We start from the raw sequence: 25,485 nt of genomic DNA, 5'->3' as shown, positions 1-25,485 counted from the left end.
CCGCGCGCCGCGCGACTACTTCAGCAGGTCGCGCAGGTCGGCGAGGTTGAGGCGGGCGGCGGCCGCGTCGCTCGCCTCGAACACGTCGGCGAGCAGCGCGCGCTTCGCGTCCTGCAACGCCATGACTTTCTCCTCGACCGTGCCGGCGCAGATCAGGCGGTAGCTCGTCACGACCTTGGTCTGGCCAATGCGGTGCGTGCGGTCGGTGGCCTGAGCCTCGGCGGCGGGGTTCCACCACGGGTCGTAGTGCACCACGACGTCGGCCGCGGTGAGGTTGAGACCGGTGCCGCCGGCTTTGAGCGAGATGAGGAAAACGGGGACGTCGTCGCTCGACTGAAACCGGTCGACCTCCGCCTGGCGCGCCTTCGCGCTCATCGAGCCGTCGAGGTAGCAATGCGCGACGCCTTGCGCCTCGAGCTCGGCGCGCAGCAGGGCGAGCAGCGAGGTGAATTGCGAGAAGACCAGCATGCGGTGGCCTTCGTCGATGGACTCCGCGAGCAGTTCGCGGAACGCGTCGAGTTTCGCGGAGTCGTCCGCGCCGAACGCCGGTTGCACGAGCCGCGGGTCGCAGCAGATCTGGCGGAGGCGCAGCAGCTGCGTGAGCGTGGCGAGGCGCAGGCGGTTTTCGGAGGCGCCGGAGGCGGCGAGATCGATGAGCTCGCGTTCGCTGTCCTCCTGCAGGCGGCGGTAGAGCTGCGATTGCGCGGAGCTCGGTTCGCACCAGATGACTTGCTCGATCTTCGGCGGGAGCTCGGGCGCGACGGCGGCTTTCGTGCGGCGCAGGATGTAGGGGGCGGTTTGCGCGCGCAGGCGCTCGTCGTGGAAGGCGCGCTCGTCGCGTTTCAGGCCGGGCGGCAGTTTCGGCACGAAGCCGGGCATGAGGAACTCGAAGAGCGAGCGGAGATCGTCGAGCGAGTTTTCGAGCGGCGTGCCGGTGAGCAGGAAGCGGCCGCGGCCGTGCAGCGCGCGGAGCGATTGCGCGGCCTGCGTGCGGCGGTTCTTCAGGTGCTGCGCCTCGTCGGCGAGCACGAGGTCGAAGTCGACGCTCTCGAACAGCGCCGTGTCGCGCGCGAGCGTGCCGTAGGAGGTGAGGATGAGGTCGAACGCGGCGAAGTCCTTTTCCGCGAGGCGTTGTGTGCCGTGGTGCACGAAGGTGCGGAGTTGCGGCGCGAAGCGCGCGGCTTCGCGGCGCCAGTTTTCCATCAACGAGGCGGGAACGACGACGAGGTGCGGACGCGCGGCACCGGCGCGCGACGCGGTTGCGGCGGAGAGCAAGGCGAGTGCCTGCGGGGTTTTGCCGAGGCCCATCTCGTCGGCGAGGATGCCGCCGAGTTGCTGCCGGTAGAGATGCCAGAGCCAGGCGACGCCGAGTTGTTGATAGGGACGCAGCGTGGCGGCGAACCACGACGGGATCGGGGCCGGCGCGAGCGTCGAGAGATTGTGCAACGCGCCGCTGCGCGCACGCCAGGTTTCGGGCGCGGCAAAGCCCGGGGCGATTTTCTCGAGGAGGTCGGAGACTTCCGCGACGCGCGCCCTTGGGATGCGGCGCTTGCCGAGGGGCGAGGCGGCGGGTTCCTGGGCGAGGGCGCGATGGGCCTGCTCGAGTTGTGCGAGTCGGGCGCGGTCGACGAGGTAGATGTTGCCGTTGTCCTCGATGTAGCCGCGACCGGTCGAGACGGCGGCGCGGATCTGGGCTTCGGGGGCGGCGCCGGCCTTGAGGCCGAGAGCGACGTCGTAGGCTTCGCCGGCTTCCGTGATTTCGGCCGCGATGGCGGCGGTTTTCAGGTGGGCGGTGTTGCGCTCGTAGTTGGGCGTGAACTCGGCCTGGAAGCGCTCGCGCAGCTCGGCGCCGTGCGTGGCGAGGAGGTTGAGGACTTTGTGCCGGTCACGGAGCCACCATTTGCGCGTGAGCGGATCGAGCACGAAGCGGTTGGTTTGGAGAAACTCGAGGGCGGGCGCGTGGAGGACCGATTCGCGCGCGGGCAGGGTGATGGCGAGGTAGTGCTCCGAGCCGTCGACTGTCATCGGCGCGAGCGGCTTCTTTTCGGTGGAGTCCGGAGGGCGGACTTTCGGCTTGGGCGGTGGCGGTGGTGGCGGCGCGGGCGCGGCGGGTTTTTCGGAGAGGTGCTCGCTCACCCCGGGCAGCGCGAGGCCGTTCCACGCCAGCGGGTCGTTCGGGCGGTCGAGGCGGAAGAAGACTTTCTCGCCGATGAGCGCGTTGACGAGTTCGCGGAGCTGCGCGCGGGTCAGTTGAACGAACGAGACCGGTTGGGGTGTGACGCCGATGCGCTGGAGAATCGCCAGCGCGGGAACGAATGCCGACGGCGGCTCCGCCTTCAGGTCGAGTTCCAGCCGCACCGGGATCGCGTCGCGTGGAGCGGCGCTGGGGAGATTCGGCGGCAGGAGAAGGCGGAGCATGGGCGGGCAATGGACCAAATTGCCCGCGGCGTGGGAAGCGCGATTCGGCGCACGTCCCGATTCGCAGGCATGTCATACCGCAGTGACGGCCGATGGTGCGGTTGCGGCCCGCCGATCAGGGCGGCGGGGAAGGAAGTTTCGCTCTGGGCGGGTAAACGAAGGACGTTCTTGCGTCGCGTTGCCGTGTCATATGGCATCGCGGCATGTCCAAGCTGACCCCTGAAGAATCCGCCCGTCTGCATCCCGAAACTCTCGCGCTCAGCCTCGGTTTCGATCCGTTCCTGAGTGAAGGCGCGGTGAAGCCGCCGGTGTTCCTCACGTCGACGTTCGCGTTCAAGAAGTCGGAGGACGGCAAGAAGTTCTTCGCGTGGATGCGCGGCGAGGGCGGTGCGCCGACGGGCAAGCACCAGGCGGGGCTGATCTACTCGCGTTTCAACAATCCCAACCTCGAGATCTTCGAGGATCGCATGGCGATGTGGGAAGGCATGCGCGGCGCGCTGAGTTTCTCGAGCGGCATGGCGGCGATCGCCACGGCGTTGCTCGCGACGCACAATCCGGGCGACGAGATGATCGTGTGCGCGCCGCTCTACGGCGGCACGGAGACGTTCATGCGCGGGTTCCTGACGAAGTTCGGCATCAAGTCGCATTTCATCCACGCGGGCATCACCGCCGTGGACGAGGCGAAGGCGCTGCTCGGGCCGAAGACGCGCTCGATCTTCGTCGAGACGCCGGCCAATCCGAACAACAAGCTCACCGATCTCGCCGCGATGCGCGAGGCGTCGGCCACGCACCGCACGGCCGACGGGCGTAGCGTGCTCATCATCGTCGACAACACGGTGGCGGGTCCGGTGTTTTGCCAGCCGGCGAAGTTCGGCGCGGACGTCGTGCTCTACTCGGCGACGAAATACATCGGCGGCCACTCGGACGTCGTTGGCGGCGTGGTGCTCGCCAATGATTTCGCGCTGCTCAAGGCCACGGCGGGTCTGCGCAACAGCCTCGGCGGCATGCCGAATCCGCACACCGCGTGGCTGCTCACGCGCTCGCTCGAAACGCTCAAGATCCGCGCCGAGGCGGCGGCCGCCAACGCGCAGAAGTGCGCGGAGTTTCTCGTCGCGCATCCGAAAGTGCGTGCCGTGGGTTTCCTCGGTTTGCTCAAGTCGAGCGATCCGGAATACGCGATCTACCGGAAACAGCAGACCGGCCCCGGTTCGCTGATCTCGCTCTTCGTGAAGGGCGGCGAGGCGGAGGCGTTCCGATTCCTCGACGCGCTGAAGGTCATCAAGCTCGCGGTCTCGCTCGGCTCCACCGAGTCGCTGGCGCAGCATCCGGCGGCGATGACGCACTCCGGTCTCACGCCCGAGGCGAAGAAGGCGAGCGGCGTGTCCGACGACTTGGTGCGCATCTCCATCGGCATCGAAAATGCCGACGACCTGATCTGGGATCTCGGACAGGCGCTCGACCAGATGTGAGCGCCGGTCAGGGCTCGACGATCACCGGCAGACCGACTTCGACCAGCGCGAGCAGCGTGCGCGCGTCCCAATTCGCGAGGCGGAAGCAGCCGTGCGATTCGGTGCGGCCGACTTTTTCCGGCTCCGGCGTCCCGTGGATGCCGTAGCCGGGGCGATCGAGTCCGATCCACGCGACGCCGACGGGATTGTTGGGACCGGGCGAGAGGATCAATTTGTGGTCGAGCGTCTGCGCTTCCGCCGACTCAGGGAAGACCGCGGGGTCGAACGTGTAGTTCGGATCGGGGATGATGACCTTGATCGTGAGCTGTCCGACGGGGCGCTTCTCCACCATCTTCGCGATCGAGACGGGAAAGTGCGCGATGAGCTTCCCGTCGGGGTCGGTCACCTCGAGTTCGCGTTCGGCGAGACGCACGTGGAGGAGGGCAGCGTGGCCTTCGAGGAGGACGGTGCCGATGTTCGGCACCTTGAGCACGGCGCCGGCCATGAGCTCATCCCAGTTCACGTCGGGGTTGAGCTGGCGGATCAGCTTCGGGTTGGAGCGGTGGCGCTCGGCGACGAGTTCGAGCGCGGTGGCGTAGCCGAGGCGTTCCATCTCGGACTTGCCGACCCAGGTGTCGGGCACCGGATGCAGCGAGGAGAGCTCCTCGGCGGTGAGCGTGTGTTCGCCGAGCGGCTCTTCGGTCAATTGCAGCGCCTCGCGCGTGAGCTGGTCAAGTTCGCCGGTTTCCTTGAGTTGCTGGCTGCGCTGGAACGCGCGCAACGCTCCGGCGGTTTGCGTGCCGCGCACGCCATCGATCGAGCCGCACGAGAAGCCGCGGCGATGCAGCTCGATTTGGGCTTCGAGCAAATTCGCCGGCGGGCGCGGCTCGAAGGCGGCGGCGGTTTCCTCGGCGGTCGATTCCTGCGCGGCCGGTTGATCCTGGGCAGACAGGGGGAGCGCGGCCGCGCTGGCGAGAAGCAGCGCGGCGAGGGAGGGACGGAGCGTTGAGAGGATTACCCGCACGGCGCGGAGGTTGAGGCGCGGCGCCGGGGCTGGCAAGCGGGCGGCAGCTTGCGAAACGGTGAAATGTGGCGACGGTCCGCCGGATGAAACGTTCCGCATCCGCCATCTGGCAAGGTTCCCTCAAGGAAGGCAAAGGCACGCTGTCCGCCCCGGGCGGGGCGTTGAAGAACACGGAGTATTCGTTCGGCTCGCGCTTCGCTTCCGGCGCCGGCACGAATCCCGAGGAACTGATCGCGGCGGCGCACGCCGGCTGTTTTGCGATGGCGCTGTCGGCCGCGTTGGGCGAGGCCGGCTTCACGCCGACGCAGCTCGACGCGAGCGCGGAGGTGAACTTCGACAACGTCCCGCCGAAGGGTTGGACGATCACGGCGTCGCGGCTGACTTTGAAGGCGCAGGTCCCCGGAATCGCGCCGGAGAAATTCCAGGAGGTCGCGGCGAAGGCGAAGGCCAATTGCCCGATCTCGCGCGTGTTGAACGCCGAAATCTCGCTCGACGCGACGCTCGTCTGACGACGCGGGTCAGCGCCGGGCGAGGTGGCGGCGCGATAGCAGGAGCAAGGCGAGCGCGAGCGTGGCGGCGACGGCCGGGCTGCCGCCGCCTCCGCGATTCGTGCCCGAGCTGCCGCCCGGGATGTTGCCGGTCGGCGCGGGCAAAGCCGCGGTGTTGGCGACCGGCGGGGGTGCCGGCCGCAAGGTGGGATCGAATTGAGTGGGAGTCATCGCCGCGACGATCGAGCGGAACAGGTTCAACGTCTCGGTGCTGACGCGCAGCGGGCCGCTGCGGGTGGATAGCAGGGTCGGCACGCGCGCCGGATCGAGGGCGAAGAGGCGCCGACCGATCACCATCGCCGCGAGCAGCGAACCCTCGGGTGTCGCGTGCAGGTCGTCGCTGTAGAGCGCAGGACGCGGGCGCGAGGAGAGCGCTTCGCTCCACGCCTCGCCGGCCGGAAAGACTTCGATGCCTGCGGCGGTGGCGGCGTTGCGATACGACAACGAGACCAACTCGAAGCCGTCGGTTTGGTTGACGAAGGGCCAGACCATGAAGAGGGCCGCTTCCGTCGCCTGCGAACGAGCGTAGGTCGTCCACGTCTGCGTCCATTGGCGGAGGTTGGCCTGGCTTTCCGGCAACGTGGATGGGCCTTGCTGGAGCACGACGAGGTCGTAGCGGCCGTCGCGCACCAGCGCGGCGCGGCCGGTGTTCCAATGATCCTCGAGCGCGAAGCCGCCCGGCGCGCTCGTGTCGGCGACGAGCGTGACATCGTGCAGTGCGGCGAGAGCCTGCACAATGCCGGGCACGTCGTTGCCGTCGGTCAGGCTGTTGCCGAGGAAGAGCACGCGCAACGTCGCGGCGCCGGCGGATGCGCCGCTGGTTGCAGTGACGAGGAGACAAATGGCGGCGGCGAATCGCGGCGACATCGCGGCGAGCAGCGGACGAAGCGGCCGGAAGCGGAAGCGTGATCCGACGAACCGCAAATTCGCGCGGTCGGGTCGCTCGGTTTCCGCGCCGGTTCAGGAAGAGGTCAGGTGCCAGAAGCCACAGAGCGGACACCGGTAGGCGCTCCGCCGGCGTTCCACGCCCGCGAGCAAGGCCGCGTCGAGCGCGTCCGCCTGCGTGCGATAGCGACGCTTGCGGGTGCACATGCGCTGGCGCTCCTCGGCTGTGGGACGTTTCACGCGGGTAAATTGGGAGACCCGCGCGGCCGCGGCAAGCCGCGGGCTCCTCCTTCCGGCTAGGCGGAGGCAACGGCTTGGGGTTTGCGGCGGCGGAAACGGGAGGCTGGAGTGACGCGCATGAACTTCACGCCTGCGAGCCCCGGCTCGGTGATGGTTTTCATCGGCATTTTGTTGGCCGTGGTCTGCGCGTTTCTCGTCGCGGCACGCCGCGCGTATGCCGCCGAGCGCGGCAGGTTTCTCGTGGTTGTCTTCGGGGCCGGCGCGTGGATCGGGCTGATGGCGGCCGCGGTGGCGAGCGGGCGGATGTGGGAACTGCCGTTGCACGGGCTGCCGTTTTTCTTTGGCGGCGTGCTGGCGGTATCGGTGGGCGCCGGATTCTCGCCGCTCGGGCGGCGCATGGCGGACGCGGTGCCGTTGGCGGCGTTGGTGGCGTTCCAGGGATTTCGTCTGCCGTTGGAACTGGTGCTGCATACGTGGGCGGGGCAGGGGACGATCCCGGCGACGATGACGTGGACCGGGCAGAACTGGGATGTGGTGACGGGCGCGGTTGCGTTGCTGGCGGCGCCGTTCGTCGCGCGGCGACGCGGCGTAGCGTGGGGTGTGAATTTGGTCGGCTGGGCGTTGTTGATTAACGTGGGCCGCGTCGCAGTGCTGTCGTCGCCGCTGCCGTTCGGCTGGGGGCAACAGCCGACGCTGCTGCTGGCGTTTCATCTGCCGTATGCGCTGATCGGGCCGGTGTGCGTGGGCGGCGCGCTGTTCGGACACGTGGTGCTGACGCGCGCGTTGTTGCGCGGCAAATAACCGGTGCGGCGCTCCGAACCGTCTCCTCGCGGCGGGCGCCGTTCGTCGGGGCGAAACCGGACTTGCGCGCGCGGCGGGGCGGGGCACGTTGCGCCGCATGCCCGCACACCGCACGCCCCCTTGGGAGAAGAAACGCTCGTCGGCGGCGCCGGCGGCGAAGGTGAAGCTGTCCGCTGAAAGCATCGAGTGGGCGCGAGCCCGCGCGCGGGCCGCGGGCCGGCGTTATCCGAACCTCGTCGACAACATGGCGGCGACGCGCCGCCAGTTGGAGGCGGAGCACCGCGCGAAGTTTCCGCGCGGCCTGCGCGGCGAGATCGAGGAGTGAGGAGCGGACGTGTTGGCGGGATTCTGGCTTGGCACGGAGCCGCGGGCGCAGACCGTGGGGCGATGGCCCTCGAGACCCCGCGCCTGAGCCTTCGCCGTTTTGAACCTGCCGACGCCGCGTTCGTCGTGTCGTTGCTGACCTCGCCGGACTGGCTGCGGTTCATCGGCGATCGCGGTGTGCGCACGGAGACCGATGCCCTCGTCTACATCGAGCGACTGACTTCGATGGGTTACGCGAAGAACGGCTTCGGGCTCTATCACGTGTCGCGGCGCAGCGACGGGACGCCCGTTGGCATGTGCGGCCTGCTCCGCCGTGACACCACCCCGGATGTCGAGATCGGCTTCGCGTTCCTCTCGGAACACGCGGGCCAGGGCTATGCCACCGAGGCGAGCGGCGCCGTCTTGGGCGAAGCGCGGGAGCAACACGGATTGCGGCGCATCGGCGCGGTCGTGATGCCCGAGAACCACGCGTCGATCCGCGTCCTGGAAAAACTGGGACTGAGGTTCGAGCGGCTCATCGTGACGGATCCGGCGCGCGATCCGTTGCAGTATTTCGCGCGCGAACTCGGCCCGGAGCGGTGATGGCGGTGGCCGTCGGCCGGCCCCGTTTTTACCGGAGGATTTCGCGGCCGCGAGGTTCATGATCTTGTCGCCGGCTTGGCGGCCTCCCAAACGGATGCGCGCAGGGGCAAGCCGGACTGGTTCTCGCCTCCCGGCAGACGGCTGATGGGCGCAAAAGTTCACAATAAAACCGCTTTCCAAGTCTCCGAACGGCTGCAAGCTGACCCTCATCCCCGGGCCATGGATCAAGAATCAACGATTTATCTGACGAACATCGTCATTGGAGTGATTCTGTCGGGATTGATGACCCACTACTGGCTGGTTCACAGCCGCACCGAAGCGATGAGAGCGTGGACGATCGCGGCTTGGACGATGGTCGCCGCGGACGTGTGCTTCGCGGCCCGGCCGCAGTCCTCGGAGGTTTTCGCGCGGTTCGTGCCGACACTCATGGTGACGATCGGGCAAACCGCTCTCGTGCTCGGGGCCAGCGCCACGGCGCGGCGCGCGCGTCCGTGGGGATTGCTCGGCGGCGTGCTGGTGCTCCACGCGGCGGCGTTGATCTATTTCATCTGGCTCGGGCAGAAGACGCCGTGGCGCATGTTCACCAACGGCGCCATCTGGGCGTCGCTCTCGCTGGCGGGCTTTTTCATCCTGCGCCAGGGGCCGGCGGTTTACTGGCGTTCGCTCGTGGCACCGGCGAACGCGTTCCTGCTTCACGCCGCATTTCACATCGCGCGCATGACGCTCGCCTTGCTCTCCGCCGCGGGCGGCTGGTCGCAGGTCGCGGATGCGCTCCAGATTATCGGCGATCTTGAGGTGAGTTTCTTCATGGTGGCGCTCTTCGTGGCGCTGCTCATCGCGGTGCTGCAACAGCGGCACGAAGAGCTGTCGAGCGCGCGCGCCGAGGTCGAGACGCTCTCCGGCTTGCTGCCGATCTGCGCCTGGTGCAAGAAGGTGCGCGACGACGACGGCTACTGGCAGCAAGTGGAGGAATTTTTCGAGAAGCGCGACCGCATCCGTTTCACGCATGGCATCTGCGCCGATTGCGCGAACGAACAGATGAAGGGCCAGCCGCTGCCGCCGGTCAGTCCGCACTGATTCCGTCGCGCGGCAGGGCGAGTCGCGCGGCGCCACGCCTTTACCCCCGCCACGATGACCACGCTCCTCAACCGCCGCCAGTGGCTCAAAGCCGCTGGCGCCACCCTCGCCGCGACGGCTCTTGCCTCGCGTTCGTCGCTCCTCGCCCAAACTCCCGCGGCTCCGCGCCGCTTCGTCGTGGCGCCCGGACTCGTCCGGCTCAACTACAACGAGAACCCGTTCGGCCCGGCCGCGTCCGCCAAGGCGGCGATGACGCACGCGGCGAACGAGCAGGCCTTCCGTTATGCCGACGCCGAGGAGCGCGAGCTGCTGGAACTCATCGCGCGCCGCGAGGGCTGCCGGCCGGAACAGATCGTGATGGGCGCCGGTTCCGGCGAGATCCTCGACGTGGCGGGATTTCATTTCGGATTCGACCACGGCGAAATCGTCGCGGCCGACCCGAGCTACATGCAGCTGGTGCTCGCGGCCGATCGCGTGGGCGGACGCGCCGTGCGGGTGCCGTTGAACGCGCGCTTCGAGCACGACCTGCCCGCGATGGCCGCGGCCGTGACCGAGCGGACGAAGTGCATCTACATCGTCAACCCGAACAACCCGACCGGCACCGTCTGCGACGCGGCGGAACTCAAGGCATTCGTGCGCGAGCAGTCGAAACGGACCACGGTGTTCATCGACGAGGCGTATCTCGAGCTGAGCGACGATTTCGCCGGCCGCACCTGCGCGCCGCTCGCGGTCGAGGGGCACAACGTGGTCGTGGCGCGAACGTTTTCGAAGATCTTCGGCTTGGCCGGCATGCGGCTCGGTTACGCGGTGATGTCGGAGAAACTGGCGACGTCGCTGAAGGCGCGCATGACCGGCAGCCTCAGCATCGTCACCATCGCGGCCGCGATCGCGTCGCTCAAGGACGCCGCCTACGTCGAGGCCACGCGGGCGAAGATCAAGGCCGGTCGCGACGCGCTCATTGCCGAGGTCACCGCGCTCGGACGGACGCACGCGGTGCCGCACGGGAATTTCGTGTTCTTCCGCACCGGCATGCCGGTGCAGGATTTCATCGCGAAGATGCGCCTCGAAGGCGTGGAGGTGGGCCGGCCATTCCCACCGTTGCTCGAGTGGGCGCGCATCAGCATCGGGTTACCCGAGGAGATGGAGAAATGCCACCGCGCGCTGCGGCGCGTGCTAGGCTGATGGCGGAGGACTGAGAACGAAGGACTGAGGACGGAGAACTGAGAACGGAGGACGGAAAGCTGATGACGAGCGCCATGGCGGCGCGGTGTATATCGGCGGTCTTCTGTCCTTAGTTCTCCGTATTCCGTCCTCCGACTCTCACGGTTCGCGCGTGGCCTGCCACGTGACGACCTGCCATTGGCCGTTGCGCCACAGGAAAGCGCCGCTGTTGCGCGAATACCACTGCGTGCCGTCGGGGTTTTTCACGAGCAGTCGGAAATTGAGCGCGGCGAACTCGCCGTAGGGGCGCACGCGGACTTCCTCCGCGCCGTAGCTCGTGCGCGGCGTGGCGGCGGTGGAGGATTTGGCGGCGGCGGCGACGCCGGCGACGATTTCGGCCTTCGTCTTCACCTCGCCTTTGCCGCTGGTGTAGATCAGGTCGTCCGCCCAGAAGCGCGCGTGCATCGCAGGATCGTCGACGCGCGAGAGGAATTCACTCAGCAGCGCCGTGATCTCGCGCTTGGTGGCGTCAGGTGCGGGGGCCTCGGTCGCGCGAGCGAGCGGGAGGAGCAGCGAAAAACCGAGGGCGAGACCGGCGAGGCGGCGCAGCAGGATTCGGAGCATGGCCGGACCTTACGCGCGGCGGTGGCGGGGGCAAGCGCGGCTCAGCGTGGCTGTTCGCGGTCGTTGTTGCGGTCCCAGCGTCCGCTGCGGGCGTCGCGATCGCCGCGGTCGGGACGGTCGTTGCGTTCGGTGCGGACGGGCGGATTCGCCGGTGCGTAGCTGCGCGTCATCGGTGCCGGCGGTTGGACGGGCGGGCCGACGGGAGACGATGTCATCGGTGCGGGTGGTTGCACGGGGGCGCCGACCGGCGAGGAGGTCATCGGGGTCGGATTCGTCATCGGTCCCGTGACGCCGAGGGGACGCGGCTCGGGGCGCGGGCCGCGATCGTGGCGCGGCGAATCACCGTCGGGGCGCGGAAAGCGGCGCGGCTCGCGGTTGCGATCGGGAGTCGGTTGAAAGCTGCGGCCCGGAGCCTGCGAGGAGACAACCGGTGCGGTCGGGACGTCGGGAGCGTTGGCGACGACGCTCGGGGCGGTGGCGACTTCCGTGCCGGCCTCGGGGCGGTGGCGCTCGGTGGGCGGGCGCGGGTCGCGCGGGTGGTCGCGATTGCGGCCGGGCGAGTCGCGGCGCGGCGCTTCGGAGGGCTTGTTCCAAACGGTCTGGCCGGCGCCGATCCAGCGGCGGTCGTTGTCGCGCGGGGAATCGCCGTCGCGGTTCCAGCGGCGCTCGTGGCGGGGCGGCGGAGTCCAGCGCGTCCAAGTGACGGACTCGCGCCGGCGGCGCCAGTCGGGTTGGTAATACCAGCTGGCCGGGCGGTGATTCACGCGCACGTAGCGGGAGCGCCAATCGCAGTCGTAGCTCAGCCAAGGGCCGACGCTGTAGGCGACGCCGAAGGAGAGCCAGCTGCTCGCGTAGTAGGTCGTGACGATCGGTCCGCAGAGCACGACGGGGTCGTAGCGCGGGATGTAGATGATGGTGGGGTTCGTCGGGACGATGGAGATCTCGTCGGATTCGATGATGACTTGTTGTTGGGCGTTGTCGGCGAGCAGGCCTTGGCTGCGCGCGCGGGCGCGGAGCGATTGGATGGCGTCCATCACGTCGTCGGGCTGTGCGGCGAAGCAGTCACCGAGACGGCGGGTCCACTCGAGGTTGCGGTCGAGGTATTCGACGACTTCGCGGTAACGCGTGAGCGCCTTGACGGTTTCGTCCCACGGTTGGTCGAGGACGGTCTCGGGTGAACCGCCGCCGGCGAGATAGCGGGCGGCGAGGACGACGTCGGACGGGTGGGTCGACGCCGGCAGGATCAACGCGACGAGCGGATCGGGATAGAGCGCGATGGGCGCGACGAGGGTTTCGATCTGATCGGACGGGAGGAGAATCGTCGCGTCCTCGGCGATGGCGCGATTCGTGCCGATGAGGGCGAGGATGCAGGTGGCCACTAGCAGGGGTGTTTTCATGGTAGGCCGGGTGGTTCCTGATCTGACGTGCGCCCATGTTGGTTTATTTGAAAAAACTGCGCGAGATCGCTGTTTCGGGAGTAGTTCCCGGCTTCATCGTGGTCGGCGGGCGCAGCAACCCGTGCGGAGCAGGCGCAATCGGGCGGGAGTAGGATTGGTCCCATGAACCTCTCCTACCACGTGGACGAACATCGTTATCCGCTGCGCATGCGCTGGTTTCTTGCGGCGGCGTGGCTGCTCATTCTGGCGAAATGCGCGACCGTCTGTTGGGCGATCGATCGATGGCACGTGCCGATCCGGCCGGCTTGGGTGGTGGTGCCGACGCTGATGATCGCGATCCTGGCGACTTGGATCTGGGTGTTCGCCCGCAAAGAGGACTGAATGTCGCGCAGCGCCAAGCGCAGCCTAGAGCGTGTCGCCGCTCGGGGCGCGCTCGATCCGGGCAGCGAAGCACCCGTGGCTCGCGAAGCGCGCGTGCAGGTAGGCCACGTCGTCGCGCGCGAGAAATTCGGCGAACTTGTCCAGCGAGGCCGCTGGCTCGACCAGCGTGGACTCGACGATGCAGTCGCGGTGGTCGTAAGCGCGCAACGCGAAGGTGCGGTTGAAATAGCCGGGCGGCAGCGCGCCGCGGAATGGCACCGGCGCCGGCGCGTCGGCGCTGACGTAGACGGGCCCGATCTCGGCGAACGGGCTCGGCAGCGCTATGGCTTGGTAGCTGCACAGGATGAGTCGCTCGCCGGGCGAGGCGCGCCGGAGCTGGTCCCGCATCGGCTCGCCGCCGGCGGCGAGCGTCACGGCAACAGTGCGGCCGAAATCGTCGCGCAACGTGGCCCGCACGCGTTCGACAAACGCGGCGGAGATCGGCGTGATCGCGAAGGATAGCAGGGTGGGCGGGGAGAGCGTGAACATGTCGCGACGTTGCCCGCGTGACTTGCCGCCGGCGGACGCGGAAAAACGGGCAAGGAATTCGCGCCCGCCATCAGCGGCGACTGGCGGCTTGCGTCGATGGCGGGGCAAGGCGAGCGTGCGGGCTTGAACACGAGTCCTGTTACCCCCGGCGTCGGTTCCGATCATGACCGTGCCTTCCTCGGTCATCCGCGCGGCCTCGGCTACATCGCCTTCGCGGAGGCGTGGGAGCGCTTCTCCTACTACGGCATGCAGACGCTGCTGGTGCTCTACATGACCCGGCAGCTGCTCCTGCCCGGTCGCGTGGAGGGCGTGGGCGGTTTCGCCAAATTCCGGGTCTGGCTGGAAAACACTTACGGCGGCGGCAGCGCGATGAGCGTGGTGGCGACGGCTTCGGCGATCTTCGGGTTGTATGCGGGCCTCGTCTACCTGACGCCGATCGCGGGCGGGTTCATCGCGGATCGTTGGCTCGGCCGCACGCGCACAGTGACGATCGGCGCGTTGCTGATGGCGACGGGCCACTTTCTGATGGCGTTCGACTACACGTTCCTGCTGGCGCTGCTGTGCCTGCTCCTCGGCGTCGGCTGTTTCAAAGGCAACCTCGCGAGCCAGGTCGGAGCGCTTTATAAACCGGAGGACCTGCGCCGCGCGGACGCTTACCAAATCTATTACCTCTTCATCAATGGCGCGGTGATCGTCGCGCCGCTCGTGACGGGCACGTTGGGCGAAGTTTGGGGCTGGCACTACGGCTTCGGCGCGGCGGGCGTCGGCATGGTGATCGGGCTCGTGATCTATTTGGCCGGCCGCAAGTGGCTGCCGCCGGAAGAGCGCAAGACGCCGGCTGTCGCGCGCGCTGCGGAGCGCCGCACGATGACGCGCGATGATTGGATCGTGACGGCGGTGCTGATCGGGTTGCTGCCGGTGCTCGCGGCCGGTGCGGTCACGAACCAACAAATTTTTAACTCCTACCTCGTCTGGGTGCCCGAGCACGTGAGCCTCGTCTTCTTCGGCAAGACGATGCCGACGACCTGGCTCGTGACGCTCGATGCGATCGTCAGCGTGTCATCGCTCGTGGGCGCGGTGGCGTTCTGGCGCTGGTGGGCGAAGCGTTTCCCGGAGCCGAGCGAGGTGGTGAAGATCACGCTCGGGCTCGGCATCAGTGCGTGCGGCGCGCTGTGTCTGGCGGGCGCGGCGATGGCCGCGGCGGGCGGACAGAAGGCGAGCATCGGCTGGGTGCTGGGCTTCGAGGTGCTCAACAGCATCGGCTTCGCGAACGTGTTTCCGGTGGGCCTCGCGATGTATGCGCGCGCCGCGCCGAAGAGCGTCTCGGGCACGATCATGGGCGTGTATTACCTGCACCTCTTCGCCTGCAACAGTCTCGTCGGCTGGCTGGGCGGATTGCTCGAAAAGATGAGCGGCACCCAATTCTGGCTGCTGCACGCGGCGCTGGTCGGCGGCGCGTGCGTGGTGATGCTGCTCGCGGCGCGCACGGCCGGGCGGTTGCTCGATCCGCGGGGGACTGCCGCGGCCGCACCCTGACGCGGCGCAGGCGCGGTTACTTGTTTCGCTGGATCGGAAACTCGACCACCGAGTCGATGGGCCGGCCGTCCTTTACGGCGGGCAGGAACAGCCATTCCTCCGTTTCCGCCTGCAACTGATTTTCCGCCACGAGTTCGAGGGCCGGCGTGAATTCCGCGCTGAGCACGCGGCCTTTCTCGTTGATCCGGACGCGCGCTTGGATCGGGGTGTCGGGGAGCGTGCGATTGCGGCGTGGGTCGATTGAAACGAGATACGGGAGCGGCGCGCGTTGGCCCGCGGACGCGCCGAGCACATGCGCGGCCACCGCGAGCCGGTGCCGTCCGCGTGAGGGCCGGTTTTCCACGAGGTGGTTGAGAAGCGCCTCGAACTTCCGCAGCGGATTGTCGGGACCGAGATACTCGGCGCCGGCATAGGAGTGGAAGAGCAGGTTGTTTTCGCGCGTCAGAACCACGAGGCACGGGATGCCGTTTCCGCTCCACTGCTCGACGGCGGGGATGCTGGCGCCCAGCGGCACGACCGGCCACGGCATCGGCAGCTCGCGAACATAGGTAAGCTGTTCGGCGCTGTCGCGATCGTCGCTGACAAAAATGATTTCAAAACGATCCGGCGCGACGGCCTTGAGGGTGTGATAGGTTTTGAGCAGCTCGGGGCTGAAGCGGCGGCAGGGGCCGCACCAGTGCGCGCTGAAATAGATGAGGTAGAATTCCGGCTCTGGCCGCGAGCCGCGGTCGAACGGCACGAGCTTGCCGTCGCGGAGCACTTGGAGGCGCTTGCCGAGAGCTTTGGCCAGACGGCTGTCGGAGGTCGCCCACGGTTTGGGCGGGGTCTGCTTCGCCAAAAAAGTGGCGAGGTGGGCCAGCGAGGCATCGTCAAGACTGTCGATGTCCAGCGTGGTCGTGCCTCGCTTGCTCTTTAGGTGGACGATGTCGCCGTAGACGCCCGTGACCTCGGCATCGAAGGATTGTCCGAGTTGTGTCCGAAAGGTGACGGCGGCAGCAATCGCGGGGGAGAGTGAGAGGAGGATTAACGCCAAGATGCGCATTGTGAACGGCCCGCCGGCCCAAGCGCGGCCAAACGAAATGAAGCGTGCGCAGGGAAACCAAGCAAGCTCCTGGCGTAGATGCACGGGGCGCCTGATCGCGGTGCGGCCGTGCCGGTCGTTCAGGGATCGGGGGAACACGTTCGGTTCGCCCGCTGCGACTCCTTCGCTTGTGGCCCGGCGAGAACGAAACGAGGCCGCGGATGTTCGTCACTTCGGCGTGGAGCGAGTTCGTGTTTCCACGGTGACGCGACCAATGCCGTGACGGCGCACGACATCGAGCAGGCTGATCGCCGTGCCCATCCGAGCCGTGTCATCGGCCGCGATGACCACGCCAGGGTCGCTCGCGGCTTTCATCCAGTTCGCGAGCCGTTGATCGAACGAGTCGAGGGCAAAAGGCCCTTCGGTGCCCCAGTAATAGCAGTCGTTGTCCGTCGCGGTGATGATGACGGCCGTCTGCTCCGGAGGCGGGCCCCATCAGTCTCCACCCGCGATGTCGTGTTCCACGAATTGACGAAGCGGAGTCGCGATGACCAAGAGCGCGACGAGCCCGAGAAAAACGAAGAGGATGTTCGTGAACGGTGCCGCGAAGAGTTGGCGCCGTGACGAGCCCCGAGTCCAGGACGGGCGAGTGAAGTGCATGGCAACGCGCCGCTCAGCCCAGCGGCGCGAGGAAGCGGCCGACGTTGGCGATGTGTTCTTCGAGCGGAATTCCGAGGTGCTGCACACCGAGCTCGATCACGCTGCGGTCGATCTTCGCGGCGAATGCGGGCTCCTTGAACTTCTTGCGGATCGAGGACGGCTTCATGTCCGCGTAGGGCACGGGGTTCATCTTCCGGTAGGCGTAGAACAGTCCGCAGAGTTCGTCCGTCGCGAGGAGAGCGGCGGCGAGCTTCGTCTGCGGGAGCGTCTTGAAGGCGTTGTAGCCGTAGGCGTGCGCTTCGACGGCGTGGAGCAGATCCGGCGGATAGTCCCACTCCTTGAACCATTGCAGCGACGGGCCGGGATGCTCCGCGGGGTGCTTTTCGAAATCGAGATCGTGCAGGAGCCCCGTGACGAACCACAGGTTGACCGGCTCGTTCAAGTGCACGGCGTAGCCTTCGAGCGCCGTGGCCACCATGACGGCGTGCGTGCGTTGATAGGCGTCCTGCACGTGCTGATGGAGCAGGCCGGTGGCGGCGTCGCGCGTCGGGAGCGGCATGGCGGAAACGTGCGTGAGCGCGCGTGTCGAAGCCAGACCGGATTTCTCGGCGGTGCGCTCAGTCGCGGCCGACGAGCGCGAGGTGCATGTTGCCGGGCGTGCGGAGCGAGGCGGCGCCGACGGCGAGGACGCGCGCGTCGACGACGGCGGGACCGGACAAGGCTTGCGCCTCGGCGGCCAACGCGGGCGTGAGCGACACGAGGCACACCAAGCGGCTGCGCGCTGGCACCGTCGGTGTGCCGGCGGTGACCATGAGGCCGGGCTGATTGCGCCGCGCCCAATCCTCGAGGCATGCCACCAGTGCGACGAAGGACAGCGTGCCGTGCGGACGCCAGTAGTCGAACTCCTCGGCGTAGGCGTCGCGGTGAACGACAAGCTGGTAGGCGCGGTGGAGGATTGCGCGGTATTCGGTCGGTTGCGCGGCCAACCGGGCGAGGTGGCGCGGGAGGCGTTCCGTGTAGGTGAGAGCGAGATCGGACTCGGCACGCAGCTCGGCGTCCGTGGGCGGACGACCGAACGCGTCGAACCAAGCGGCGCGCGCGGTGCGGGCGCGGGCGGAGGCGTCGCGCTGCAGCTGGTCGCGGAGGAGCTTCACTTGGTCCGCCAGCGGCGCATCGCTCGAGGGCGCGAGCTCGCTGGCCGGCAGGCGGCCGAACGCGATGAGTTGCGCGACGGCGCCGCGATCGGCGAATTCGGGGGTCGATGCTGCCGCCGCGATTCCGTGGGTCAGCAAGCCCGCGAAAAGGAGCATAAGGGGGCGGAGCAACAGCATGGCGCTCATGGAGCCGCGACTTGCCGTCTGGTCAACGGTGCGGTTGTGCTAGTGTTCGAGCAGCGCGACGCTGGTTTCGGCGCGCGCCCCGGATGTCTTTGCCTCAACCCCTCACCCCATGAAGCAGTCTTGCGTGCCGTTCCTGCGCGTTGCGTTGCTGGCGACGCTTTCCCTGGCGTTCCTTGCGAATGGAGGACGCGCGCAACCGTCGGGCGGTCCCTACGGCCCGCAGGAGGGGCGTTACGAAGTGCCGGCGCAGGGGCGCGTCATTTTCGTCGCGCCCGATGGCAGCGTCGCAGCCGATGGCGTCGCGCTCGAGCGGCCCACGACGCTCGCTGCGGCGATCGAACGCGTCGTGACGGGCGACACGGTGGTGTTGCGCGGCGGCACGTATCGCACGGGCGCACTGCTGCTCAGTCAGGGCGTGACGTTGCAGCCCTATGCTGACGAGCGGCCGGTGCTCAAGGGCACGGAGGTTGCGATGAACTGGGAGAAGGTGGCGGAGGGCCGCTGGCGCACGAAATGGACGAAGCTGTTTCCCGCCGCGCCAGCGGACTGGTGGCGGCGCGAGCGCCACGAGAAGCAGACGCCGCTCCATCGCTTCAACAACGACATGGTGTTCGTCGACGGCGAGCTGTTCGCCTCGGTCGGGAAAGCCGATGAACTCACGCCGGGAACGTTCTTCGTCGATTACGAAAACGCGTGGGTCTACGTCGGCACCGATCCGGCCGGCAGGACCGTCGAGATCACGGCGCACGACAGCGCCCTCATTCGCACGATGGGCGTGGCGCACGGCAAAGCGAACGACCGTCGCGGCGCTGCGATTCGCGGCCTGACCTTCACGCAATACGCCTACCGCGCTCTCGAAATCGAGGGCGTGGAGCCGAGCCGGAAGATGAGCCCCGACGAGTTCGGCAAGGAGGTGGTCGGCTCCGTGTTCGAGAACGTCACGATCTCGTTCTGCTCGCGCGTCGCGGGCTATTTTCACGGGGACGGGATCGTGTTCCGTCATTGCCTCATCGCCGATTGCGGCACGGAGGGCATCTACGTCGTCAATTCCGCGGACATCCGCATCGAGAAGACGATCGTCACGCGCACGAACAGCGCGGAGAAGATCACCGGCTACTTCGCGTCGGCGATCAAGATCTTCAACCAGAGCTATCGCGCGGTGGTGCGCGACAACCTGATCATCGACAACCCGAACGCGAGCGGAGTGTGGTGGGACGTCGGCAACGTCGACGGCCTGTTCGTGAACAACTGGGTCGAGCGCACGAACGACGGCTTCTTCTTCGAAATTTCGAAGGGCGCGATCTGCGCCGGCAATGTCTTCGTCGACTGCGATCGCGGCATCCATGTGCTCAACAGCTCGAACGTGCGCATCTACCAGAACACGCTTTGGAACAGCGTGGTGAAGATCGAGCGCACGGAGCGCAGCGCGGTGGGCGATCACTTCGGCTGGCATCCGAGCGCGGGGCCGGACGTCACGGCGCGCCACGGCCATGTGTTCCTCAACAACCTCCTCGCATCCGACGCGACCTTCCGCGGCCCGCTGCTGCTCGTCACGCAGAGCGAAAAGGTCCGCGACCGGTTGGGCGACTCGCAGCTAACCGCGCTCGACGGCAACGTCTACGTGCGCCGCAGCGCGACGAAGCCGCAGCCGCTGATCAGCTGGGCGCCGGTGCCGCCGAGGAACGACACGGTCGAGCTTTTCGCACTCGCCGATTTCCAGAAGCTGCAGCTCGCGTTCGAAACGAATACCCGGGCACTGGCGGACTTTCACGGCCCGCTTTTCACGAGTCCGGAGCTGAAGAACTTCAGTCTGCGCGCCGATTTCCCGCTGCGGGGCACGGGCGTGCCGCTGCCCGAGGAAGCGCGAGCCGCGTTGGGATGGGAGGCCGGATTGCCGCGCTTTCCCGGCGCATTGGTGCCGCGCTGACGGGCCGCCGGGCGCGGCGCCGTTTGCCCAGCGGCGTTCGCCACCGGTTTCTCCTCGCTCCTGACAGGACGCTGTCGGCGCGGCCTGCTAAGGTCGGCGCGTGCCCTTCGATTACGTCCACGCCCGCGCGGCGGCCCGCGTCCGCGAACGCCGCCGTCTTCCCGTCGCACTGTATGGTGCATCGGCGTCGGGTCCTGTCCGGAGGCGGGGCGGAATGCGCTTTCGCCGGCGCGGGCGCGGATTTCAGTGCCCGCTGAACGTCGTCGCGCCCCGTCCGATTTTTTCCTCCGTCTCCCCGCACCATGATCCACGACCTCAAGTTTGCCCTTCGCAGCCTGGCCAAGACACCCGGGACTTCGCTCGCCTTCATCCTCATTCTCGCGCTCGCCATCGGTGCCAACACGGCGGTGTTTTCCGTCGTGGAAGCGGTGCTGTTGCGTGAGCTGCCCTACGACCGCCCGCAGGAACTCGTCACGGTCCGATCCGGGGCCGCCAGCGAGGTCGGCTTGTTCAATCTCGCGGAGTTCTGCGAATACCGCGATCGCGCGCGCTCGTTTGCGGGCTTGGTCGCCTTGGGCTCGTTCAACACCAACCTGGTCGATGGGGGCGAGGCGCAGCTGGTGCAGGGTCTCCGCGTGTCGCCGGGTCTTTTCGACCTCCTCGGCGTCAAGCCGGTCCGCGGTCGCCTGCTGAACGCGGACGACGAGGCGGCGGGAGCGCCGAAGGTCGCGGTGGTGAGCCATGAGTTCTGGCAGGCGCGCTTCGGCGGGCGCGACGAGGCGATCGGTCGCGTGGTGCGGCTCAGCGGGGAACTGCGCACGATCGTCGGCGTTTTTCCCGCGGGGTTCGTGATGCCGCTGAACGGCTTCAACAAGGACGTCGTCGTGCCGCTGCAGCCCGAACTCGACGCGACGCGGCGCAATCACAACGGCGTGCATTCGCTCGTGGTCGTCGGGCGCCTGTTGCCCGCGGTGCGGCCGGAACAGGCGCTGGCCGATCTCGGTGGCGTGTTGGCCGCGTTGCGCCGGGAACTGCCCGGAACCTACGGCCGCTTCGGCGCGAATGTGCTGGTGCCGCTGGGGACCCAGATTTCGGGGGATGTGCGCCCGGTGCTCGGCACGCTGTGGGGGTTGGTGGCGTCGCTGCTTCTGCTCGCGTGCGCGAACCTCGCCGGCCTGCTGCTCGTGCGGGGCATCGGGCGGCGGCGCGAGCTGGCGATCCGTGCGGCGCTCGGGAGCTCGCGCTTCCAGCTGCTGCGGTTGCTCTTCGCGGAATGCCTCGTGCTCACGGTGGCGGGCGGCGCGGCCGGCGGGTTGCTCGCCCATGTCGGGCTGGCGAAGCTGCTGGCGTTGCTGCCGGCGGGCGTGCCCCGCGCGACGGAGATCGGTTTCAACGGCCCGGTGCTCGCGTTCACGCTGCTGGTGTCGCTGGCGGCCGGGACGCTGCCGGCGCTGCTGCCGTTGTGGTCGTTTTCGCGGACCGATTTGCGCGATGCGATCCAGACCTCGACGCGGGGCAGCACCGGAGGGCCGGGCCTGAATCGCTCGCGGCGCTGGCTGGTGACGGTGCAAATCGCGTTGGCCGTCGCCCTGCTGGCGTGCAGCGGGCTGTTTCTGCGCAGCTTCCTCGCCGTCGGACTCGAACGGCCGGGCGCCGATCCGGCGCGCACGCTCACCGCGCGTGTCTCGCAACCGGAGGTGGGTTACCCCGATCGCGAGGCGCTGTGGCGGTTCGAACGCGAGTTCCGCTCGCGACTTGCGGCCCTTCCCGGAGTCGAGGCGGTGGGCGCCACCTCGCTGCTGCCGCTGGCGCCCGGGCTCGCGACGACACGCTTCAAACGCGCGACGGACGAGGAGCGTGCAGGCGTGGAGCTGCCGAATGCGAACTATCGTCTCGTGACGCCGGGCTTCTTCGAGGCGCTGGGCGTGCGCTTGCGTTCCGGGCGGTTTCTGGCCGAGACCGACGACCTCGCTCATCCGCTCGTCGTCGTGATCGGAGCGACGCTGGCGCGAAAGCACTTCCCGGATCAGGAGGCGGTGGGCCAGGTGTTGGAGATCGAGGACCGGGCGGACGGGCGGCGGAAGTTCGAGATCGTGGGCGTCGTGGATGACGTGAAACAGGGGAAGCTCGACGACGAGCCGACGTTCGACCTCTACGTGCCCTTTCATCAGATGGAGCCGCCGGCCGTGCCGTGGATCCGGTTGCGCACCTACTGGCTGCTGCGCGGCTCGTTGCCGGCGTCGACGCTCGAGGCGGCGTTCCGCCGCGAGCTGAAGGCGATGGACGCGTCGATTCCCGTCGCTTCGGTGCTCACCCTGGAGCAGGTGGCGGATCGCTCGCTGTCCGTGCGGCGTTTCACGCTCGTGATCGTCGGCGTGCTGACCGGCACGGCGCTCCTGCTGACGATGGCGGGCATCTACTCGGTGATGGCTTACGGGGTCGCGCAACGAACCCGCGAGATCGGCGTGAGGATGGCGCTCGGCGCGGAAATCGGGACGATCCTGCGACAGGTGCTGGGCGAGGGGATGGGCCTGATGATGCGCGGTGCGGGGCTGGGCGTGCTGGTCGCGCTGGCACTGTCCCGCCTCATCGCGGCGCAACTCTACAAGACGAGCCCCCACGATCCGCTGACGCTGGCCGCAGCGGTCGCGCTCCTGTTGGTCGTGGGACTTTTCGCCTGTTGGATTCCCGCCCGGCGGGCGGCGAAGGTCAGTCCGCTGGTGGCCATGACCGCGGAATAGTCGCGCGGAAGCGGAACCGGCTTACGGCTGGGGGCCAGGAGCGGCCTGCCAGCCGCGGATTTTCGCGTCCGCTTCGTCGAGCAGGCGGCGGAGTTTGGCGAGGATGTCCTGCTCGTTCTCGATGCGATGAATCACCGTTTGCGACGTGCCGGTGGCGGCGGTTTTTTCGCGCAGCGCGAGGTCGCGCTCGAGCATGGCGGCGAATTCCTTGATCTCGCCCTGCAGGCGAGTGCGGCGCGCCTGCCAGCCGAGGATCTCGACGGTGCGGACGGTTTTGCCATTGACGGTCGCGCGCATCGCCGTGGCGCGATCGGCGGCTGCAGCCACCCCGCGGTCCATGCCGGCGAGTTGCAGCTCCTGGATGGCCACGTCGTAGGAGGCGAGCGCGTCGTTGCCGAAGCGCGCGGCGAGCTCGGCGCGGCCGCTGGCGAGTTCATCTTCCGAAGCGGCGTGGACGATCGTGCTGGCGAGATCGGTTTTGCCGCAGCCGGACAGGGAGAGCGCGCACAGTGCGAGCAGGAACAGGCGGATCATGGCGAAGGCGTAGCGGTTTTTCGCCGGAGAGAGAAGAGCGATGGTGCGTGGATGGACGCGCCGCAAATGGACAAAAGCTGCGCAGACGGCTGGGGGAGTTTTTCGTATCCTACCTCATCACCTCTCCGCTCGTGACGTCCCCCAACGCACGTCGAGATTTGGGTCACAGCTCAACGGACTCCACGGAACCCGGCGCAGGAGGCGTGTCCGTCCCATGACGACGCCGTCGCACGATATCCTCAAAGCGCCGAGTCCGGCCGAGGACAAGGAACGCGCGGCGCGCGCGCGCCTGTTCCGCATCTGCTACTGGTTCAGCACGGCGTGGATCCTGATCACGGTGGCCGGTAATTTTGTCGGCGGTTTCATTTCGACCTTCGCCGCCTACGCGTTGCTTGCGATGATCGGGCTCGGGACGATTCCGTATCAACTGGTGAAGCGGGGGCACCTGGACCTCGGAGCCATGCTGTGGCTGGGTGGTTCCCTCGTCGCCACGACGCTTGGATTGGCGATGATGGGAACGGTCCGCGCTCCCGTGCTCGGGTTCTATCTGATCATCGTTTTGTGCACTGGTTTGGTGTTCGGCGCGCGCGGCATGGTCGCTTCGGTCGTGGCGAGTTCGCTCGCCGTGGCCGGATTGATTTGGGCGGAGAATCGCGGGTGGTTGCCTGCGCCGGATTACCGGGTGACCGTCGCGCAGTGGATCACCGCCTCGGCGTTTTTCGCCTGCGTGGGTGGCTTGACGCTGGCGGCGACGCGGCAGATGCAGGCCTCGTTGGCGGAGGCGAAGACGGAAGTGGAGGAGCGCCGGCGCAAGGAGAGGGAGCTCGTCGAGGCAAATCGCCGGCTGGAGGAGGCGTTGAACAACGTGAAGACGCTCAAAGGCCTGCTGCCACTCTGTGCGTGGTGCCGCAAGGTGCGGTCGGACGAAGGATATTGGAGCGCGTTGGAGAGCTACGTCGCGAAGCACACCGACGCGACATTCACGCACGGCATTTGCCCCGATTGTCAGGCGAAGCTCGTGGGCGGGCCGGAGTGCAAGCGCGTGTAGGCGCCGGAACCTCGTGCGCCGCGGGCGAAGGTCGCCGGTGTTCCCGGCGCGCGGCGCGGCGGGGCTTTCGGAGGGTTGCCTTTCCGCCGCGGGTGTATCCCGTGGAGCGAATGAAAGTTGGTGCGAAAGTGGTCTGCGTGGACGACGTCTTCCCGGCGGCGATCAAGGAATTCTACATGGCGCTGCCCGTGAAGGGCGCGATCTACACGGTGCGCGAGGTCTCGCTCGGCCGCGAGAAGCTCGCGATCGTGAAGGACGGAAAGATCGTCCCCAACGGCGCCTCGGAGGAGAGCGTCACGGTGCGCATCCTCCTGCACGAACTCGTCAATCCGCTCGATCCCTTCAACGGCAACCGCGCGGAGTTGGGCTTCAACGCCGAGCGGTTTCGCGAGGTCGAGGAAGAGCACGCCGAGGAGCACCGCGAAGAGACGATCGCGATCGGCGCGACGGTGGAGTGAGGCCGGGGCCGCAGACCGATCGATCGCATTCGCAATGCCCGACTAGTCGCCGCCGCTGTCGAGCGTGACGAGGCAGACCAAGGCGGCGAGGACGATGAGTGCAGCGATCATGGGTGCCGGTTGCCTACCGAGGGCGATCCTGACCGGCCGCGCGGCACCGCGTAGCGGATCTCGACGAAGGTGTCGCCGAGTCGCTCGACCGAGAGCAGATGCAATGGCGGCGTGTGAACCGCGCGCGGCAGCAGCGGCTTGCCGGCGCCGAGAGTGACGGGCGCGATCTGGACGATCAATTCGTCCAGCAAGCCGGCGTCGAGGAATTGCCCGAGCAGCTCGCCGCCCCCGACGATCCAGATGTTCCGGTCGCCCGCGGCGGCGCGCATCGCGGCGTGAATTGGAGCGACGTCGCCTCGTGCGAAACGCACGTCGGCACCGGGCATGATCGGCAGGGCGCGGTGCGTGAAAACCCACGTGGGTTGCGCGTAGGGCCACGGCTGCGCCTCGGGCGTGTTCGGGCGCACGTGATGGCGGAGCAGCCATTCGTAGGTCGCGGCGCCCATTGCGAGCGCGCCGACTTCAGCGATGAACGCGGTGTAGGTCGTCGCCTCGTTGCCGAACTGCAGCAGCCAATCGATATTGTCGTCGGCTGTGGCGAGAAAGCCATCGAGGCTGGAGGCTCCGTAGAAAAGGGTCTTGGCGACGCGCATGACTGTTTGTCGCACGAACCGCTGACAGCGTAGTGTCAGGAGTCGCGCCCGTCTCATGAGTTTTTTCGCGCCGGTGCG

At 67.8% G+C, this 25,485-nt stretch carries 26 protein-coding genes; 13 read left to right on the top strand and 13 right to left on the bottom strand.

What is annotated here, in order from left to right; all coding sequences use genetic code 11:
- Window positions 1-15: 15 nt before the first annotated feature.
- Window positions 16-2,418 carry a DEAD/DEAH box helicase gene (locus HZA32_05925; GenBank protein ID MBI5423606.1) on the bottom strand — a complete coding sequence of 801 codons (2,403 nt, stop codon included), beginning with the start codon at window positions 2,416-2,418 and terminating at the stop codon, window positions 16-18.
- Window positions 2,419-2,621: 203 nt separating this feature from the next.
- Here HZA32_05925 and HZA32_05920 point away from each other — a divergent pair, with 203 nt between their 5' ends.
- Window positions 2,622-3,887 (top strand): cystathionine gamma-synthase family protein, encoded by a 1,266-nt coding sequence (locus tag HZA32_05920; GenBank protein ID MBI5423605.1) that lies wholly within the window; start codon window positions 2,622-2,624, stop codon window positions 3,885-3,887.
- Window positions 3,888-3,894: 7 nt separating this feature from the next.
- On the opposite strand, the gene HZA32_05915 is transcribed toward HZA32_05920, so the two are convergent.
- Complete coding sequence (locus HZA32_05915) at window positions 3,895-4,989, bottom strand: murein L,D-transpeptidase (protein MBI5423604.1); 1,095 nt, start codon at window positions 4,987-4,989, stop codon at window positions 3,895-3,897.
- Here HZA32_05915 and HZA32_05910 point away from each other — a divergent pair.
- Window positions 4,974-5,399 (top strand): OsmC family protein, encoded by a 426-nt coding sequence (locus HZA32_05910; GenBank protein ID MBI5423603.1) that lies wholly within the window; start codon window positions 4,974-4,976, stop codon window positions 5,397-5,399. The two genes, HZA32_05915 and HZA32_05910, sit on opposite strands and share 16 nt — an antisense overlap.
- 9 nt (window positions 5,400-5,408) lie before the next feature.
- Here the strand turns inward: HZA32_05910 and HZA32_05905 are convergent, their stop codons facing one another.
- Complete coding sequence (locus HZA32_05905; protein ID MBI5423602.1) at window positions 5,409-6,305, bottom strand: SGNH/GDSL hydrolase family protein; 897 nt, start codon at window positions 6,303-6,305, stop codon at window positions 5,409-5,411.
- A gap of 93 nt (window positions 6,306-6,398) precedes the next feature.
- Window positions 6,399-6,563: a hypothetical protein gene (locus HZA32_05900; GenBank protein MBI5423601.1), complete on the bottom strand. Its 165-nt coding sequence runs from the start codon at window positions 6,561-6,563 to the stop codon at window positions 6,399-6,401.
- Window positions 6,564-6,680: 117 nt separating this feature from the next.
- Here HZA32_05900 and HZA32_05895 point away from each other — a divergent pair, with 117 nt between their 5' ends.
- The 5 genes from HZA32_05895 to HZA32_05875 all read left to right on the top strand — a co-directional run bounded on the left by HZA32_05895 (window position 6,681) and on the right by HZA32_05875 (window position 10,529).
- Window positions 6,681-7,364, top strand: a complete 684-nt coding sequence (locus tag HZA32_05895; GenBank protein MBI5423600.1) for a hypothetical protein — start codon at window positions 6,681-6,683, stop codon at window positions 7,362-7,364.
- Window positions 7,365-7,461: 97 nt separating this feature from the next.
- Window positions 7,462-7,689: a hypothetical protein gene (locus HZA32_05890; protein MBI5423599.1), complete on the top strand. Its 228-nt coding sequence runs from the start codon at window positions 7,462-7,464 to the stop codon at window positions 7,687-7,689.
- A 62-nt stretch (window positions 7,690-7,751) separates the two neighbouring features.
- Window positions 7,752-8,270, top strand: coding sequence for a GNAT family N-acetyltransferase (locus HZA32_05885; protein MBI5423598.1), 519 nt, complete (start codon window positions 7,752-7,754; stop codon window positions 8,268-8,270).
- A gap of 219 nt (window positions 8,271-8,489) precedes the next feature.
- Window positions 8,490-9,347: a hypothetical protein gene (locus HZA32_05880; GenBank protein ID MBI5423597.1), complete on the top strand. Its 858-nt coding sequence runs from the start codon at window positions 8,490-8,492 to the stop codon at window positions 9,345-9,347.
- Window positions 9,348-9,401: 54 nt separating this feature from the next.
- Window positions 9,402-10,529: a histidinol-phosphate aminotransferase family protein gene (locus HZA32_05875; protein MBI5423596.1), complete on the top strand. Its 1,128-nt coding sequence runs from the start codon at window positions 9,402-9,404 to the stop codon at window positions 10,527-10,529.
- 138 nt (window positions 10,530-10,667) lie between these two features.
- Here the strand turns inward: HZA32_05875 and HZA32_05870 are convergent, their stop codons facing one another.
- Together HZA32_05870 and HZA32_05865 are read right to left on the bottom strand one after the other, a co-directional pair.
- Window positions 10,668-11,132 carry a nuclear transport factor 2 family protein gene (locus tag HZA32_05870; GenBank protein MBI5423595.1) on the bottom strand — a complete coding sequence of 155 codons (465 nt, stop codon included), beginning with the start codon at window positions 11,130-11,132 and terminating at the stop codon, window positions 10,668-10,670.
- Window positions 11,133-11,173: 41 nt separating this feature from the next.
- Entirely contained in the window at window positions 11,174-12,529 is a 1,356-nt protein-coding gene (locus tag HZA32_05865) for a DUF3300 domain-containing protein (GenBank protein MBI5423594.1), read from the bottom strand.
- A 162-nt stretch (window positions 12,530-12,691) separates the two neighbouring features.
- Here HZA32_05865 and HZA32_05860 point away from each other — a divergent pair, with 162 nt between their 5' ends.
- Entirely contained in the window at window positions 12,692-12,910 is a 219-nt protein-coding gene (locus HZA32_05860; GenBank protein ID MBI5423593.1) for a hypothetical protein, read from the top strand.
- A gap of 24 nt (window positions 12,911-12,934) precedes the next feature.
- Here the strand turns inward: HZA32_05860 and HZA32_05855 are convergent, their stop codons facing one another.
- Entirely contained in the window at window positions 12,935-13,438 is a 504-nt protein-coding gene (locus HZA32_05855; GenBank protein MBI5423592.1) for a DUF1203 domain-containing protein, read from the bottom strand.
- 96 nt (window positions 13,439-13,534) lie between these two features.
- Here HZA32_05855 and HZA32_05850 point away from each other — a divergent pair, with 96 nt between their 5' ends.
- Complete coding sequence (locus tag HZA32_05850) at window positions 13,535-14,974, top strand: peptide MFS transporter (GenBank protein MBI5423591.1); 1,440 nt, start codon at window positions 13,535-13,537, stop codon at window positions 14,972-14,974.
- 16 nt (window positions 14,975-14,990) lie between these two features.
- Here the strand turns inward: HZA32_05850 and HZA32_05845 are convergent, their stop codons facing one another.
- The 4 genes from HZA32_05845 to HZA32_05830 all read right to left on the bottom strand — a co-directional run bounded on the left by HZA32_05845 (window position 14,991) and on the right by HZA32_05830 (window position 17,995).
- On the bottom strand, window positions 14,991-16,007 hold the full coding sequence (locus HZA32_05845) for a hypothetical protein (protein ID MBI5423590.1): 1,017 nt from the start codon (window positions 16,005-16,007) through the stop codon (window positions 14,991-14,993).
- A gap of 216 nt (window positions 16,008-16,223) precedes the next feature.
- On the bottom strand, window positions 16,224-16,460 hold the full coding sequence (locus tag HZA32_05840; GenBank protein MBI5423589.1) for a hypothetical protein: 237 nt from the start codon (window positions 16,458-16,460) through the stop codon (window positions 16,224-16,226).
- 208 nt (window positions 16,461-16,668) lie between these two features.
- Window positions 16,669-17,214, bottom strand: coding sequence for an HD domain-containing protein (locus HZA32_05835; GenBank protein ID MBI5423588.1), 546 nt, complete (start codon window positions 17,212-17,214; stop codon window positions 16,669-16,671).
- Between the two features lie 58 nt (window positions 17,215-17,272).
- The gene (locus tag HZA32_05830; GenBank protein MBI5423587.1) at window positions 17,273-17,995 is read right to left on the bottom strand and encodes a hypothetical protein; all 723 of its coding nucleotides are present in this window, start codon (window positions 17,993-17,995) and stop codon (window positions 17,273-17,275) included.
- A 109-nt stretch (window positions 17,996-18,104) separates the two neighbouring features.
- On the opposite strand from HZA32_05830, the gene HZA32_05825 reads away from it, so the two are divergent.
- Window positions 18,105-19,922, top strand: a complete 1,818-nt coding sequence (locus HZA32_05825) for a right-handed parallel beta-helix repeat-containing protein (protein ID MBI5423586.1) — start codon at window positions 18,105-18,107, stop codon at window positions 19,920-19,922.
- Between the two features lie 302 nt (window positions 19,923-20,224).
- Window positions 20,225-22,663 carry an ABC transporter permease gene (locus HZA32_05820; GenBank protein ID MBI5423585.1) on the top strand — a complete coding sequence of 813 codons (2,439 nt, stop codon included), beginning with the start codon at window positions 20,225-20,227 and terminating at the stop codon, window positions 22,661-22,663.
- Window positions 22,664-22,684: 21 nt separating this feature from the next.
- On the opposite strand, the gene HZA32_05815 is transcribed toward HZA32_05820, so the two are convergent.
- Entirely contained in the window at window positions 22,685-23,197 is a 513-nt protein-coding gene (locus HZA32_05815; protein MBI5423584.1) for a hypothetical protein, read from the bottom strand.
- A 214-nt stretch (window positions 23,198-23,411) separates the two neighbouring features.
- On the opposite strand from HZA32_05815, the gene HZA32_05810 reads away from it, so the two are divergent.
- Window positions 23,412-24,245, top strand: a complete 834-nt coding sequence (locus HZA32_05810; protein ID MBI5423583.1) for a hypothetical protein — start codon at window positions 23,412-23,414, stop codon at window positions 24,243-24,245.
- 110 nt (window positions 24,246-24,355) lie between these two features.
- A complete protein-coding gene (locus HZA32_05805; protein MBI5423582.1) occupies window positions 24,356-24,703 on the top strand; it encodes a hypothetical protein in 348 nt (115 codons plus the stop codon).
- 107 nt (window positions 24,704-24,810) lie between these two features.
- Here HZA32_05805 and HZA32_05800 read toward each other — a convergent pair whose 3' ends face one another.
- Window positions 24,811-25,407, bottom strand: coding sequence for a dihydrofolate reductase family protein (locus HZA32_05800; GenBank protein ID MBI5423581.1), 597 nt, complete (start codon window positions 25,405-25,407; stop codon window positions 24,811-24,813).
- Between the last annotated feature and the right edge of the window lie 78 nt (window positions 25,408-25,485).

Source organism: Opitutia bacterium (assembly GCA_016217545.1).
In the GTDB taxonomy this organism is placed as follows: domain Bacteria; phylum Verrucomicrobiota; class Verrucomicrobiia; order Opitutales; family Opitutaceae; genus Didemnitutus.
This window is presented reverse-complemented; position numbering and strand designations above follow the sequence as displayed.